Origin of the sequence: Bacillus mycoides, assembly GCF_001757995.1 — a bacterium.
GTDB lineage: Bacteria > Bacillota > Bacilli > Bacillales > Bacillaceae_G > Bacillus_A > Bacillus_A mycoides_B.
Genome location: NZ_LXLV01000063.1, coordinates 1 through 15,443, shown reverse-complemented (window position 1 = coordinate 15,443; position 15,443 = coordinate 1). Strand labels below are relative to the sequence as shown.

Annotated in this window: 18 protein-coding genes; 17 read left to right on the top strand and 1 reads right to left on the bottom strand. The window is 36.4% G+C overall.

Annotated elements, in window-relative coordinates; genetic code table 11:
* Nucleotide 1: 1 nt before the first annotated feature.
* The 15 genes from lpdA (at nucleotide 2) to BWGOE10_RS20800 (ending at nucleotide 13,122) form a co-directional block, all read left to right on the top strand.
* A complete protein-coding gene (gene lpdA / locus BWGOE10_RS20870; protein WP_002111728.1) occupies nucleotides 2-1,423 on the top strand; it encodes a dihydrolipoyl dehydrogenase in 1,422 nt (473 codons plus the stop codon).
* 27 nt (nucleotides 1,424-1,450) lie between these two features.
* Nucleotides 1,451-2,452, top strand: coding sequence for a 3-methyl-2-oxobutanoate dehydrogenase subunit alpha (gene bfmBAA / locus BWGOE10_RS20865; protein WP_070144808.1), 1,002 nt, complete (start codon nucleotides 1,451-1,453; stop codon nucleotides 2,450-2,452).
* A 13-nt stretch (nucleotides 2,453-2,465) separates the two neighbouring features.
* Nucleotides 2,466-3,449 (top strand): 3-methyl-2-oxobutanoate dehydrogenase subunit beta, encoded by a 984-nt coding sequence (gene bfmBAB, locus BWGOE10_RS20860; RefSeq protein ID WP_000290070.1) that lies wholly within the window; start codon nucleotides 2,466-2,468, stop codon nucleotides 3,447-3,449.
* Between the two features lie 15 nt (nucleotides 3,450-3,464).
* A complete protein-coding gene (locus BWGOE10_RS20855) occupies nucleotides 3,465-4,784 on the top strand; it encodes a dihydrolipoamide acetyltransferase family protein (protein ID WP_070144807.1) in 1,320 nt (439 codons plus the stop codon).
* Between the two features lie 340 nt (nucleotides 4,785-5,124).
* Nucleotides 5,125-6,303: an FtsW/RodA/SpoVE family cell cycle protein gene (locus BWGOE10_RS20850; protein ID WP_070144806.1), complete on the top strand. Its 1,179-nt coding sequence runs from the start codon at nucleotides 5,125-5,127 to the stop codon at nucleotides 6,301-6,303.
* Nucleotides 6,304-6,411: 108 nt separating this feature from the next.
* Nucleotides 6,412-7,110 carry a DUF421 domain-containing protein gene (locus BWGOE10_RS20845; RefSeq protein ID WP_070144805.1) on the top strand — a complete coding sequence of 233 codons (699 nt, stop codon included), beginning with the start codon at nucleotides 6,412-6,414 and terminating at the stop codon, nucleotides 7,108-7,110.
* A gap of 70 nt (nucleotides 7,111-7,180) precedes the next feature.
* Nucleotides 7,181-7,645, top strand: coding sequence for an NUDIX hydrolase (locus BWGOE10_RS20840; protein WP_070144804.1), 465 nt, complete (start codon nucleotides 7,181-7,183; stop codon nucleotides 7,643-7,645).
* Between the two features lie 121 nt (nucleotides 7,646-7,766).
* Nucleotides 7,767-8,174, top strand: coding sequence for a YjdF family protein (locus BWGOE10_RS20835; protein ID WP_070144803.1), 408 nt, complete (start codon nucleotides 7,767-7,769; stop codon nucleotides 8,172-8,174).
* Between the two features lie 143 nt (nucleotides 8,175-8,317).
* Nucleotides 8,318-8,731: a BrxA/BrxB family bacilliredoxin gene (locus BWGOE10_RS20830; protein ID WP_002015097.1), complete on the top strand. Its 414-nt coding sequence runs from the start codon at nucleotides 8,318-8,320 to the stop codon at nucleotides 8,729-8,731.
* 250 nt (nucleotides 8,732-8,981) lie between these two features.
* Nucleotides 8,982-9,761 (top strand): transporter substrate-binding domain-containing protein, encoded by a 780-nt coding sequence (locus BWGOE10_RS20825; protein ID WP_070144802.1) that lies wholly within the window; start codon nucleotides 8,982-8,984, stop codon nucleotides 9,759-9,761.
* A gap of 36 nt (nucleotides 9,762-9,797) precedes the next feature.
* A complete protein-coding gene (locus BWGOE10_RS20820; protein ID WP_070144801.1) occupies nucleotides 9,798-10,457 on the top strand; it encodes an amino acid ABC transporter permease in 660 nt (219 codons plus the stop codon).
* Nucleotides 10,450-11,172, top strand: a complete 723-nt coding sequence (locus BWGOE10_RS20815; RefSeq protein WP_070144800.1) for an amino acid ABC transporter ATP-binding protein — start codon at nucleotides 10,450-10,452, stop codon at nucleotides 11,170-11,172. Before BWGOE10_RS20820 ends, BWGOE10_RS20815 begins: the two co-directional genes overlap by 8 nt.
* Before the next feature lie 100 nt (nucleotides 11,173-11,272).
* Nucleotides 11,273-12,241: an aromatic acid exporter family protein gene (locus tag BWGOE10_RS20810; protein WP_070144799.1), complete on the top strand. Its 969-nt coding sequence runs from the start codon at nucleotides 11,273-11,275 to the stop codon at nucleotides 12,239-12,241.
* A 16-nt stretch (nucleotides 12,242-12,257) separates the two neighbouring features.
* Nucleotides 12,258-12,818, top strand: a complete 561-nt coding sequence (locus tag BWGOE10_RS20805; protein WP_016106120.1) for a L,D-transpeptidase — start codon at nucleotides 12,258-12,260, stop codon at nucleotides 12,816-12,818.
* Nucleotides 12,819-12,882: 64 nt separating this feature from the next.
* Entirely contained in the window at nucleotides 12,883-13,122 is a 240-nt protein-coding gene (locus BWGOE10_RS20800) for a DUF3894 domain-containing protein (RefSeq protein WP_002088543.1), read from the top strand.
* Between the two features lie 90 nt (nucleotides 13,123-13,212).
* On the opposite strand, the gene prli42 is transcribed toward BWGOE10_RS20800, so the two are convergent.
* Complete coding sequence (prli42, locus tag BWGOE10_RS32685) at nucleotides 13,213-13,305, bottom strand: stressosome-associated protein Prli42 (protein ID WP_000549036.1); 93 nt, start codon at nucleotides 13,303-13,305, stop codon at nucleotides 13,213-13,215.
* Between the two features lie 188 nt (nucleotides 13,306-13,493).
* Here prli42 and BWGOE10_RS20795 point away from each other — a divergent pair, with 188 nt between their 5' ends.
* Nucleotides 13,494-14,039: a GNAT family N-acetyltransferase gene (locus BWGOE10_RS20795; RefSeq protein WP_070144798.1), complete on the top strand. Its 546-nt coding sequence runs from the start codon at nucleotides 13,494-13,496 to the stop codon at nucleotides 14,037-14,039.
* 127 nt (nucleotides 14,040-14,166) lie between these two features.
* Nucleotides 14,167-15,285 (top strand): tripeptidase T, encoded by a 1,119-nt coding sequence (locus tag BWGOE10_RS20790; RefSeq protein WP_002015107.1) that lies wholly within the window; start codon nucleotides 14,167-14,169, stop codon nucleotides 15,283-15,285.
* Nucleotides 15,286-15,443: the final 158 nt, after the last annotated feature.

The following is a 15,443-nucleotide window of genomic DNA, read 5'->3' as shown; positions in this document are numbered from 1 at the left end:
AATGGCAAGAGAATATGATTTAGTCATCGTTGGCGGCGGTACTGGTGGATATGTTGCTGCTATTCGTGCATCACAACTAGGGTTAAAAACTGCACTTGTTGAAAAAGAAAATCTTGGTGGTACTTGTTTACACAAAGGATGTATTCCTAGTAAAGCTCTTTTACGTAGTGCGGAAGTATACGCAACTGCTAAAAAAGGAGAAGAGTTCGGAGTTATTGCAAGTAATGTAGAACTAAACTTTGCTAAAGTACAAGAGCGTAAAGAGAAGATTGTGACGCAGCTTCATAAAGGCGTTCAGCATTTAATGAAACAAGGTAAAATTGATGTGTTTGAAGGTATTGGCCGTATTCTTGGCCCATCTATTTTCTCTCCAATGCCAGGTACAATTTCAGTTGAACTTGCAAGTGGAGAAGAGAATGAAATGTTAATTCCAAAAAATGTACTTGTTGCAACAGGTTCTCGTCCAAATTCATTACCAGGATTAGAGTTAGACGGAGAGTATGTAATGTCTTCGGATCATGCCCTAAAAATGGAAACGCTTCCTAGTTCGATCATTATCGTTGGTGGCGGTGTAATTGGTATTGAGTGGGCATCTATGCTTGCTGACTTCGGTGTAGAAGTTACAGTATTAGAATATGCGAAAAACATATTACCACTAGAAGATAATGACGTTTCAAAAGAAATGCAACGTCTATTCAAGAAAAAAGGTATTAAAGTGGTAACTGGTGCAAAAGTATTACCAGAAACATTGGTAAAAGATAATGGAGTAACAATTCAAGCTGAACATAACGGTGAGAATAAAGCATTTAAAGCAGAAAAAATGCTTGTATCTGTAGGAAGACAAGCGAATACGCAAAATATGGGCTTAGAGAACACAGATATTGTTGTGGAAAAAGGATACATTCAAACAAATGAGTTTTATCAAACGAAGGAATCTCATATTTACGCAATTGGAGATGTAATCGGTGGCCTACAACTCGCTCACGTTGCTTCGCATGAAGGAATTGTTGCTGTAGAACATATTGCTGGTAAAGAAGTTACACCAATTGATTATTCTATGGTATCGAAATGCGTATATAGCAGTCCAGAAGTTGCTTCTGTCGGTTTAACAGAACGAGAAGCGAAAGAAAAAGGCTATAAGTTAAAAGTAGGTAAATTCTCATTCCGTGCAATCGGAAAGGCACTTGTATACGGAGAATCAGACGGTTTTGTAAAACTTGTAGTTGATGAAGAAACAAATGACATTCTTGGTGTTCATATGATCGGACCACATGTAACAGATATGATTTCTGAAGCGGGTCTTGCAAGAGTACTTGATGCAACACCTTGGGAAGTAGCACATACAATTCATCCGCATCCATCATTATCTGAGGCGATTGGTGAAGCTGCATTAGCTGTAGATGGAAGAGCGTTACACGCATAAAAATGTGGATTTAGGAGGTTATGAAAAATGGCAGAAGTAAAAGAAAAGCGCCATGAAGAATTTGGTTTAAGTGATGAGCAAGTATTAGAAATGTTCCGTACGATGTTACTTGCACGTAAAATCGACGAACGTATGTGGTTATTAAACCGTGCAGGTAAAATTCCATTCGTAATTTCTTGTCAAGGACAAGAGGCTGCACAAGTTGGAGCAGCGTTCGCTCTTGATAGAGAGAAAGATTATGCATTACCATACTACCGTGATATGGGTGTTGTATTAGCGTTTGGTATGACAGCAAAAGAACTTATGTTATCTGCTTTCGCAAAAGCTGGAGATCCAAACTCTGGTGGTCGTCAAATGCCTGGTCACTTCGGTCAAAAGAAAAATCGTATTGTTACAGGTTCATCTCCAGTAACAACACAAGTACCACATGCAGTTGGTATTGCACTAGCTGGAAAAATGGAGAAGAAAGATTTAGTAACGTTCGTTACATTTGGAGAAGGTTCTTCAAACCAAGGTGACTTCCATGAAGGGGCAAACTTTGCTGGTGTACACAAACTACCTGTTATTTTCATGTGTGAAAATAACAAATATGCAATCTCTATTCCGGTTGAAAAACAATTAGCATGTAAAAACGTATCAGATCGTGCAATTGGTTACGGTATGCCTGGATATACAATAGACGGAAACGATCCGCTTGCAGTATATAAAGCTGTAAAAGAAGCAGCAGACCGCGGCCGACGTGGTGAAGGCCCGACTTTAATTGAAACAGTATCATATCGTTTAACAGCACATTCTAGTGACGACGACGATCGTGTTTATCGTGATAAAGAAGAAGTAGAGGAAGCGAAGAAAAAAGATTCAATTATAACATTTGCAGCTTATTTAAAAGAAGCTGGCGTGTTAACTGAGGAATTTGAAAAACAAATGTTAGACGAAATTATGCATATCGTAAATGAAGCAACAGAATATGCAGAAAATGCTCCGTATGCAGCACCTGAAGATGCATTGAAGCACGTATACGCAGAATAGGGGGGAACGTTTCATGGCTGTAATGTCTTATATTGATGCTATTACATTAGCAATGCGCGAAGAAATGGAACGCGATGAGAAAGTATTCGTTTTAGGAGAAGATGTTGGTAAAAAAGGTGGCGTGTTTAAAGCGACACATGGTTTGTATGATCAATTTGGTGAAGATCGTGCACTTGATGCACCGCTTGCAGAATCTGCAATTGCTGGGGTAGCAATTGGTGCGGCAATGTATGGTATGCGCCCAATCGCTGAAATGCAGTTTGCTGATTTCATCATGCCAGCAGTAAACCAAATTGTTTCTGAGGCAGCAAAAATTCGTTATCGTTCTAACAATGATTGGACTTGTCCAGTTACAATTCGTGCGCCATTTGGCGGCGGTGTTCACGGTGCATTGTATCATTCACAATCTGTAGAAGCGATGTTTGCAAACCAACCAGGTTTAAAAATTGTTATCCCTTCTACACCATATGATGCAAAAGGCTTACTAAAAGCTGCAATTCGTGATGAAGATCCAGTATTATTCTTTGAACATAAACGTGCATACCGCTTAATTAAAGGTGAAGTGCCAGAAGATGACTATGTATTACCAATCGGAAAAGCAGATGTAAAACGCGAAGGTGATGATATTACCGTTATCACGTACGGATTATGTGTTCACTTTGCTCTTCAAGCAGCTGAAAAGTTAGCACAAGATGGCATCTCTGCACACATTCTTGATTTACGTACTGTATATCCGTTAGATAAAGAAGCAATCATTGAAGCAGCTTCTAAAACGGGTAAAGTTCTTCTTGTAACAGAAGACAATAAAGAAGGAAGTATTATAAGTGAAGTGGCAGCAATTATTGCTGAAAATTGCCTGTTTGATTTAGATGCACCAATTGCACGTCTTGCAGGTCCAGACGTTCCAGCGATGCCATATGCACCAACAATGGAAAAATTCTTTATGGTAAATCCAGATAAAGTTGAAAAAGCAATGCGTGAACTTGCGGAATTTTAATCGGGGGGACTATACATGGCTGTAGAAAATATTACAATGCCTCAGCTCGGGGAGAGCGTTACAGAGGGCACAATTAGTAAATGGCTCGTTAATGTTGGCGATCACGTAAATAAGTATGATCCGCTTGCAGAAGTAATGACTGATAAAGTAAATGCCGAAGTACCATCTTCTTTCACTGGTATTGTGAAAGAGTTAATAGCTGGTGAAGGTGATACGTTAGCTGTAGGTGAAGTTGTTTGTGTCATTCAAGTAGAAGGCGCAGATGAAGTAGCAGCAACAGCTGTAGAGGAAAAAACGAAAGAAGAACCAACAGCAGAAGTAACTACTGCTGAAAAAGCACCGAAAGCAAAACAACCAACTGATGGAAAACCACGTTTTTCACCAGCTGTGTTAAAACTTGCGGGTGAGCATAACGTTGATTTAGATTTAGTAGAAGGTACGGGGGCAAATGGCCGTATTACTCGTAAAGATATTTTAAAGCTAGTGGAATCTGGAAATATTCCGCAAGCAGGTGCGAAGAAAGAGGAAGTTGTTGCAGTAGCAGAGCGTCCAGAAGCACCAAAATCAGTGGCAGTAGCACCGGTAGCGCAAAAAGTAGAAGCTGCAAAACCAGTTTCTGTGCCGACAATGCCTGGAGATATCGAGATTCCGGTAACAGGTGTGCGTAAAGCAATTGCAGCAAATATGTTACGTAGTAAACACGAGGCACCTCATGCTTGGATGATGATTGAAGTAGATGTGACAAACCTTGTGTCATACCGTAACTCAATTAAAGGCGATTTCAAAAAGCGTGAAGGCTTTAACTTAACGTTCTTTGCTTTCTTTGTGAAAGCAGTAGCACAAGCGTTAAAAGAATATCCTCAAATTAACTCAATGTGGGCTGGCGATAAAATCGTTCAGAAGAAAGACATTAACCTTTCTATCGCTGTTGCAACAGAGGAAGAACTATTTGTACCAGTAATTAAGCACGCGGACGAGAAAACAATTAAAGGTATCGCTCGCGAAATTACAGAACTTGCAGGAAAAGTACGCACGAAATCATTAAAAGCTGATGAAATGCAAGGCGGAACATTTACAATTAATAACACAGGATCATTCGGTTCTGTTCAATCTATGGGTATTATTAATTACCCACAAGCGGCTATTTTACAAGTTGAATCAATTGTAAAACGCCCAGTAATTATGGATAATGGTATGTTCGGTGCTCGTGACATGGTTAACTTATGTTTATCACTTGATCACCGTGTACTTGATGGTTTAATTTGTGGTAAATTCTTAGGACGTGTAAAAGAAATTTTAGAAAACACGTCAGAGAACAATACATCTGTATATTAATAAAAAGCTCGCGTTTGCGAGCTTTTTATCATTTCATTTCTTCATCTGCATCCCACTATATGTACAACACTTTTCCCAGTAATCTTACAATGAACGATTATGTATTAGGAATTTACGAAAATACATTGCTGATATATGGTATATAGATATAAAATAAGAAAAGAATAATTTTTTTGGCAAATCTTACTGATGAAACTGTAGTATAATATATTGTATTGTATGAAAAAGAGAGTTATTCTATATAAGTGTTTTATAGATAATGTGTAATCAGTCGTCAAAACATGAAGAATGTTGACTCCTGGTTTTTTATTTTGCTGTAACAATGTTTCAGGAGGATGTCATGAAAAGAAGTACCGAGTTTCTAAAAAGTTTAGATGTAAAATTAATTTTAATTTTGTGTGCACTATGTGTTACGAGTATAGCTGCTATATATAGCAGTCAGCAAACCGGACAGTATGGAGATGCAAACTTTGCTATGAAGCAGGGAGTTAACTACATAATTGGGGTTGTATTGTTACTTCTTGTTGCAAGCATCGACTTAGATCAATGGCAAAAATTGTCTTGGCCACTTTATATCGCTGGGTTTGGTTCACTTATTCTTTTGAAAATACTACCGGTTTCCAGTTTTACACCTGAAAAATTAGGTGCAAAAAGATGGTTTGTTTTTCCAGTAGTTGGACAAATTCAGCCATCGGAGTTTTTCAAAATTTCATTGCTTCTCATAATAGCCAGTTTAGCGGTGAAACATAATGCTCAGTATATGGCCCGGACATTCCAAACTGATTTGAAATTAGTCGGGAAAATTATGTTAGTATCTCTTCCACCTATGGCCGTTGTATATAGCCAACCAGACACAGGAATGGTGTTCTTATATGCAGCAGCTATCGCATGTATTTTATTTATGTCAGGAATTCAAAAGAAATTAATTGCGATATGTACAGTCATTCCGGTGACCATATTGTCTACATTAATATTTATATTTGTAAAATATCCAGATTTCTTCTTTAATAAATTAGTTACTCTGTTAAAACCTCACCAACAATCACGTATTATAGGTTGGCTAGATCCATTTGAAAATGCAAATGAAGGCTATCAAACGCAGCAATCGATTTTAGCTGTAGGTAGTGGAGGTATGGAAGGTAAAGGGTACGGTGAAGGGAGCGTCTATATTCCGGAGAAACACACGGACTTTATTTTCGCTACAATTGCTGAAGAAGGCGGATTTATAGTAGCGGCACTAGTTGTGTTCTTGTTCCTGTTATTACTTTATCGAACAATTATTATCGGTTATTCTGCTGATAATTTATTTGGTACATTATTATGTGCTGGATCTATAGGAATACTAACGGTTCAAATATTCCAAAATATTGGTATGATCGTTGGATTAATGCCTGTAAAAGGTATCGCATTACCTTTCTTATCATATGGGGGAAGTTCCTTATTCTCAAATATGATTATGATGGGGCTCATATTATCGGTACGGAAGACGTATAAAAAATATATGTTTTCAGTTAAGTGAAAAAAGCTGATTCGTTTAAAAACGAATCAGCTTTTTTTACATATATGCCCTTAAACGTTGCAAACTAAGAAAGAATTGTAGTTTGCGACGTTTAAGGAGTGCAAAGTTATGCATATTTTTGAAGGAGCACGGCATCTTTCTAATGGCGAATGGGTTATCCGAGCGATTATAGCTTATATATTTTTAATTCTTGTTGCGAAAGCGATGGGGCAAAGGTCTATTGCGCAACTAAGATTTTTAGACGTTGTACTAGTGTTATTATTAGGTGGGAATATTTCTAACGCATTATCAGATGAAAAGGTTGGATTACTCGGTTCGATGATTACAACGTTCATACTCGTTGTACTTCATATAATAAGCTCTGTTTTAATGTTGAAATGGGATAGATGGAGACGCTTTTTAGAGCCTGCACCTATTATTCTTATACACAATGGTTCCATTGATTTTAGTAATTTGAAAAAGGCGAGAATTACGGCGGAATATTTATTTTCGGAACTTCGCATGCGAAATGTGAGCGATATTCAAACGATTAGATTAGCATTATGGGAAGCAAGTGGTGTTGTTTCTATATTTCAGTATCCAGAATACGAATCAGCTTCTCGGCTTGATCTTCAAGTGGCGGGAAAAAAGTCTCCAGTTGCTTTTATTTTAGTGAAGGATGGAAGAATTCAGCAGGACGTTCTTGCTTTAGTAGGAAAAACAGAAGAGTGGGCGAAAGAGTTTTTAGAGAAGAGTGCAGAAATCGAATCCATTATGTTAGCTACAGTAGATGAAGCACATAAAATAAATATTTTGTTAAAAAAATGAAAAATATACGCATTTTGTCGTTTCATACATATGATACAATAGTGTGGACAACGAAAAAGGAGGCGATACGATGGGATATGTAGAAGAATTACGAAAAATAGTTGGTCATCGCCCTTTAATTTTAGTTGGTGCTGTTGTACTTGTTATAAATGAAAGTGGATATGTATTATTACAGCAAAGAACAGAGCCGTATGGAAAATGGGGGTTGCCTGGTGGGCTAATGGAGCTTGGTGAATCACCAGAAGAAACAGCTTACCGTGAAGTATATGAAGAGACAGGAATAGAAGTAAAGAATCTGCGACTAATCAGTGTGTTTTCTGGAGCGAACTATTTTACAAAATTAGCAAACGGTGATGAATTTCAATCTGTAACGACAGCCTATTATACGGATGAATACGAAGGTGATTTTGTTATGAATAAAGAAGAAGCGGTTCAGCTTAAATTCTTCCCAGTAACAGAACTACCGGACTATATTGTAGGATCGCATAAAAAAATGATTGTTGAATATATGAAGATTATGGAAAAAAAGATATAATAGTAGTGAAAGAAATACAAAAACACAGCTCTGGTTGGTAGTCCAGTCGCATGATTTCATGTCAGTAACCTTCCCCTCCGGGATGTCCAGTATTTCTATTTTTTTTAAGGAGGGGCTGTCAATGGAGTTGACAGTATATCACGATGGTCAATTTTTTGTGGGAATTATTACGCGTAAAGAAAAAGGAAAATTGTATGGAGCGAGTTATATTTTTGGAACGGAACCATCAGATGAGGAAGTACTTATATTTGTAAATGGTTCAATGTTAGCATATTTCCAGCACGTTGCAAGATGTGGTGTGGAAGTTAAAGAAAAACAGCGTCCAAAAAATATAAAACGTATCATACGACAAGCGGCAAAAGAAGTAAATGTAAAACGTTTTACAAAGGCGCAAGAGGCAATTAGTTTATCTTATGAACTGCATAAACAAGAAAAGAAAGTGCAATCTAAAGAGAGACGAGAAGCAGAAAAGCAGCGAAAACGTTTTATAAAAGTACAAAAAGCAAAGCAAAAGCATCGTGGCCATTAAGAAAAGGTGTTAGAGCAAGAGCTCTAACACCTTTTCTATGCTGAAATACAAGTAAACTTACTTGTATTCTCTAAACATTAACTGGTAAGATACAAATAGGTAGAATTAGAGGAGGGAAAAGATTGATTAACTTTAACTTTTTTATGAATGATGTTGTCCGTCAAGCGCGTGAAGAGATTGTCTCTGCAGGATATACAGAATTGACGACACCAGAAGCAGTCGAAGAAGCATTTAAAAGAAATGGTACAACACTTGTAATGGTAAACTCTGTATGTGGTTGTGCAGGTGGCATTGCTCGTCCTGCTGCTGCACATTCCGTACATTATGATAAACGCCCTAACCACCTTGTAACGGTATTTGCGGGTCAAGATAAAGAAGCAACAGCAAGAGCTCGTGAATATTTTGAAGGATATCCACCTTCATCTCCATCATTTGCTTTATTGAAAGATGGAAAAATTGTAACGATGGTAGAACGTCATGAAATTGAAGGTCATGAACCAATGCAAGTAATTGCAAAACTACAATCTTATTTCGAAGACAATTGCGAAGAACTATAAGGAAGAGAAAAAGGCGGTACGTCCACAATCAAGTGGGTGTACCGCCTTTTTTATTTAGTTTTTAAAATAATTAAACATGCAGGAGGTCGTTATTTTATGCATGTTTTTATGCATTAACAACGGCTTTAATGTTGTTTTTTTATTTATTTTTATTTTAAATGTTGCATAAAAATAAAAGTGCTGATACAATACAAACATCGAATAAATATTCTATTAAACTTTTAAATATACATTATTAGGGGGAAGAAAGATGAAGAAGTTATTATCAATATCGTTTGCACTTATTTTAATTGTAAGTATGTTCAGTGCTTGTAGTAATGGGGAAGAAAAGGCGGATAGCAAAAATAAAAAAGTACTTGTTATGGGGACTTCAGCAGACTATAAACCGTATGAATACGTGGAAGCATCAAAGAGTGATGAAATTATCGGCTTTGATGTTGATATTGCAAAATATATCGGAAAAGAACTTGGGTATGAAGTGAAAGTGAAAGATATGGATTTTGGCGGATTATTAGCATCTCTTAGCTCAGGAAAAGTTGATTTCGTTATGGCAGGTATGACACCAACTGCAGAGCGTAAAAATAATGCTGATTTCACAGATATTTATTTTGTTGCTAAAAATATGATCGTTTCAAAAAAGGATTCTAACATTAAATCATTAGAAGATTTAAAAGGTAAAAAAGTAGGGGTACAAACAGGATCAATCCAAGAAAAAAAAGCAGAAGAATTTAAAAAACAAGTTGATTTCAAAGCTGAGGGACGTGACCGTATACCAGAAATCGTCCAAGAAATTAAGGCGGGTCGTTTTGACGCTGCAATTATAGAAGACACAGTTGCAAAAAATTATTTAGAGAAAATGAAAGACTTACAAGGGATTGAAATTCAAGAAGCACCAGAAGAAGTTGGAGCAGCAATTGCCCTTCCAAAAAACAGTGATAAAACAGAAGAATTTAATAAAGTAATTAAGAAAATGCAAGAAAATGGAGAGATGGATAAATTAGTGAAGAAATGGTTTGGCAGCGGAAAATAAGCTGCCTTTCGCTTTTCTGTGAGGGGAATGAAAAGGATGAATCTAGATTTTTCGGCAATTACGCCTTCTATACCATATATATTAAAGGGCTTAGAAGTTACATTGAAAATTGTAGCTGCATCAGCTTTAGCAGGATTTATTTTAGGAACGTTATTAGCACTTTGTAAAATTGCTAGAATACGAGCATTAAATATAGCAGCAGATATTTATACATCAATATTTCGTGGTACACCACTAGTATTGCAATTAATGATTATTTATTTCGGTGTTCCGCAAATGATTGGATATGAGATACCAGCCTTTGTAGCAGCTGTACTAGCATTTAGCTTAAATTCAGGTGCATATATGTCAGAAGTAATTCGTGCCGGCATTCAAGCGGTTGATAAAGGACAAACAGAAGCGGCTATGGCTTTAGGAATTCCTTACGGGAAAATGATGAGAAATATAATTTTTCCTCAAGCTTTAAAAAATATATTACCAGCCCTTGTAAATGAGTTTGCGACTCTTACGAAAGAATCGGCTGTAGTAACTGTAATTGGAGCAACAGATTTAATGCGTCGTGCTTATATTGTAGGCGGTGAAACGTTTAAATATCTTGAGCCATTACTTTTTGTTGGACTTGTTTATTATATATTAGTAATTATGCTTACATTAGTCGGGAAAGCCATTGAAGGGAGAATGAAGAAAAGTGATTAAAATTGACAACCTTCATAAATCATTTGGAAAAAATGAAGTATTAAAAGGAATTACAACAACGATTGAAAAAGGAGAAGTTGTTGCAATTATCGGACCGTCTGGATCTGGAAAGTCAACATTTTTACGCTGTATGAATGTATTAGAAGCGCCGACAGATGGTCACATTTGGATTGGAACGGAAGAAGTAACGAATCCGAAAACTAATATTATGCACGTTCGTGAAAATGTCGGAATGGTATTCCAACATTTTCACTTATTCCCTCATATGACTGTATTAGAAAATATTACGTATGCTCCTATCAATGTAAAAGGAGTAACAAAGCAAGAGGCTGAAAAAAAAGCTGAGAAACTTCTAGAAAAAGTAGGGTTATTAGATAAGAAAGATGCATATCCAAATCGTCTTTCAGGTGGACAAAAGCAACGTGTAGCAATTGCGAGAGCACTAGCGATGGAACCGGAAGTTATGTTATTTGATGAGCCGACCTCTGCTCTAGATCCAGAAATGGTGAAAGAAGTGCTAGAAGTTATGAAATCATTAGTAACGACCGGAATGACAATGGCGATCGTTACACATGAAATGGGATTTGCAAAAGAGGTGGCAGATCGCGTTCTTTTCTTAGACGGAGGAAAACTTGTAGAAGACAGTCCGCCAGCACAATTTTTTGCAGCACCGAAAAGTGAACGTGCCCAACAATTTTTACAAAAGATATTGTAATATGAAAAGGTTATGTGAATAATAAGCAGAAAAGGATGACATTGTGTCATCCTTTTTTTATACTAACTGTAAATACGTTTATACATATAGGAGCAATGATATGTTTAAAATTGGATACCGTACAGTAAAAACAGCAATAGGGACAGGCGCGGCAGTTTTTATTGCCCAGTTATTAGGATTAGAATTTTATAGTTCAGCAGGTATTTTAGTTATATTATGTGTACAAAATACGAAGCGTAAATCGCTTCAAGTGTCGTTACATCGTTTTTTAGCTTGTGTATTATCAATGGTATTCGCGTTTTGCATTTTTGAAATGATTGGCTATACACCACTTGCAATTAGCATATTATTACTTACATTTATTCCGACTGCAGTGATGCTTAAAATTCAAGAAGGTATTGTCACGAGTTCAGTTATTGTTATGCATCTATATTCATTGAAACAAATTACATGGCTTATAGTTGGAAATGAAATTGCTATATTAACAATAGGGATTAGTGTGGCTTTATTAGTGAACATGTATATGCCAAGTAGTGAAAATAAGCTAAGAGAGTATCAGGATAAAATAGAAACTAATTTTAAAACGATTTTATTTGAAATGGTTGTGTATTTACGAAACCGAGAAAGTAGTTGGAGCGGGGCAGAACTCATTGAAACCGAGAATATGCTAAATGAAGCAAGAGATCTATCCTTTAAGAAACTTGAGAATGCATTTATGCGAGAAGATGACTATTATTATCGTTATTTTAATATGCGCATGCAACAATTCGAAATTTTAGAGCGAATGATACCATTAGCTGCGTCACTATCGTGGACGTATGAACAAGCCGATATGATTGCAGATGTAATTGAAAATATAGGGAACTCTATTCGTCCTGAAAGTACAGGAGTTATTTCTTTAAGGCAACTTCAAGAAATGCGAGAAGTGTTTAGAGAAATGCCTTTACCAGTCTCGCGAGAAGAATTTGAAATACGTGCAAAACTCGTTCAACTTGTTTATGAGATGGAGCAATATTTACTCATTAAAAGTCGTTTTAAGGGAAAGGATAATATAAAAGAACTTATTTAGAAGGTAGGAATTATATATGCCGTATCTTCTTTCTTTATTATTATGTCTTTCTTTATCACCAATCTGGCCTCTTGGTGATAATCCACGTGCTGGAGATCCTTTTATAATTGTAAATAAAGCAACGAATAAACTAGCTTACATTGATGATGGGAAGATCCAAAAGGTTTTTCCAGTAGCGACAGGGAAAACAAATGAATTAACCCCAGAAGGAACCTTTGACATTGTATTGAAGGCGAAGGATCCCTATTATATTGCGAAGGATATTCCTGGGGGCTCTCCAAAAAATCCACTTGGATCGAGGTGGATGGGATTTAATGCAAGAGGAACGGATGGGAGTAAGTATGGGATACACGGGACAAACCAGCCTAGTTCAATTGGAAAATATATTTCGCAAGGATGCATAAGAATGAAAAAACATGATGTGGAATATTTGTTTGATCGTATTCCACTTGGAACGAAAGTATCGATTGTGAAATCGAAAAAATCATTTCAGCAATTGGCGAAGGAAAAAGGGGCCATAGCATTTGGAAAAGTCAACGAAACGGTTGGCTTTTTTCTTTTCTATAAGTTGTCTTGACATGTGTACATAACCATGCGTTAATGAGAATATATAAAGATAATTGAGTAAAGGGGTTGCTCATATGTATTTAAATCCAAAAATTTCTTACATGCAGTTTTGTGTTGGTTTTCTATTTGTTATTACATTCATATTGGCAACTTTTAATATATGTTCTTACGTTGTAGCGATTGTATTTATGGCATTACTCAATCTTACTTTTGTTATTGGGGCATTTCAGCAGAAACAATATACAAGTTTTGTAATAGCACTTGTAATGGCCTTTTCCTTTAGCATTGTAGCAATCGTAATATATATAAAATAAAATGTGTATTACAAGATAGACTATCTCGATTTCGAGATGGTCTATTTTGTATGTGTAAGCAGTAAAAAAAGGACGAGTGAATCGTCCTTTTTACCAAAACATACTTGCGCCAGTAAGTAATGTTGTTACAAGCATAGAAATTAGCATTATATAAACCATAATTTTTTGAGCTTTTTTATGCATCGTTAAACCTCCTTGCAAATCAGTACAATTTCATTGTAACGAGAAATGAAATTGTGGACAAGGGGAGAGAAAGGACAAAATTCGGGAAAGGGGTGCAAAATATTACAGGGAATTTGAGCATACGTAGAGAATATGTTAAAAGATAGATTATTAATTTTTTGTTATGCAAGCTGAAGAATGGAGATACGATGATGAAAATATACGAAACAAATCGTTTACATTTAAGAGAAATTGATGAGTCGTATGCGGAAAAAGTTCTTCAATATTACGACAAAAATCGTGAATTTTTAAAAGCGTGGGAAGAGTATAGACCGGAGGATTTTTTCACGTTAGATTATCAAAAGAAAAAGTTACAAAAGGATAGAAAAGAGTTCATGGAAGGTAAAATCATCAGGCTATGGATTTTTAAAAAGGGTGATGATACGAAAATAATTGGTTGTATATCATTTAATCTAATTGTTCGCGGAATTTATCAATCTTGTGTACTCGGTTATAAATTAGATAAGGAAGAATTGAATAAAGGTTACACAACAGAAGCGCTTAGAAAAGCAATTCAAGTTGCTTTTGGGGAATTTCATTTACATCGTATAGAAGCACCGATTATGCCACGAAATTTAGCATCTATACAAGTAGTGACGAAGATAGGATTTCAATATGAAGGTGTGTCTCGAAAAATGCTAATGGTAAATGACGTCTGGGAAGATCATATGCGGTGGGTATTGTTAAACGAGTAATAGAAGGCAGATGGGTATCTAGATGTGTTAACCATCTGTTTTTTGTCTTGTATTTCGAAACTTTTGCGAAATTCTGTTATAATTAATATTGTTACATACATAATGGTAGTGCAGGAGGCGCAGTCTTATGATTAATCAAGAACGTTTAGTAAATGAATTCATGGAGTTAGTACAAGTAGATTCTGAAACAAAATTTGAAGCAGAAATTTGCAAAGTGTTAACAGAGAAATTTACTGCTTTAGGTGTAGAAGTATTTGAGGATGACACGATGGGCGTGACTGGTCATGGTGCAGGTAACTTAATTTGTACTTTACCAGCAACAAAAGACGGTGTTGATACAATTTATTTCACTTCTCATATGGATACAGTAGTTCCTGGTAATGGAATTAAGCCTTCTATTAAAGATGGATATATCGTATCAGATGGTACTACAATTTTAGGAGCCGATGACAAAGCTGGATTAGCATCTATGTTTGAAGCAATTCGTGTCTTAAAAGAGAAAAACATTCCTCATGGTAAAATTGAATTTATTATTACAGTTGGAGAAGAATCTGGTCTTATTGGTGCAAAAGCGTTAGACCGTGAACGTATTACAGCAAAATATGGTTATGCATTAGATAGTGATGGAAAAGTTGGTGAAATTGTAGTTGCAGCGCCAACACAAGCGAAAGTGAATGCGATTATTCGCGGGAAAACAGCTCATGCTGGTGTAGCACCAGAAAAAGGTGTATCTGCAATTACTATCGCAGCAAAAGCAATCGCAAAGATGCCACTTGGTCGTATCGATTCTGAAACAACTGCAAATATTGGACGTTTTGAAGGTGGTACACAAACAAATATCGTTTGCGATCATGTTCAAATCTTTGCAGAAGCTCGTTCTTTAATAAATGAGAAAATGGAAGCACAAGTTGCAAAAATGAAAGAAGCATTTGAAACAACTGCAAAAGAAATGGGTGGTCATGCAGACGTTGAAGTAAACGTTATGTATCCAGGGTTTAAGTTTGCTGCTGGCGATCACGTTGTAGAAGTTGCGAAACGTGCAGCTGAAAACATCGGTCGTACGCCTTCTCTTCACCAAAGTGGTGGCGGAAGTGATGCGAACGTAATCGCAGGACATGGTATCCCAACAGTTAACTTAGCAGTTGGTTATGAAGAAATTCATACAACAAATGAAAAAATTCCTGTTGAAGAATTAGCGAAAACAGCAGAATTAGTTGTAGCTATTATCGAAGAAGTAGCGAAGTAAGTAATAAAAAAAAGACGTGTGAACCAATTATGGTTTGGACTTATCCCCGTCAAGTAGACAACTGTAAAAAAGACTATGCAGCCATCGAAATTCGATATTCGATCGGAGCTCGATGATTGAGTCGTTTTTGGAATCGTTTGTAGTTATAATGATAGATG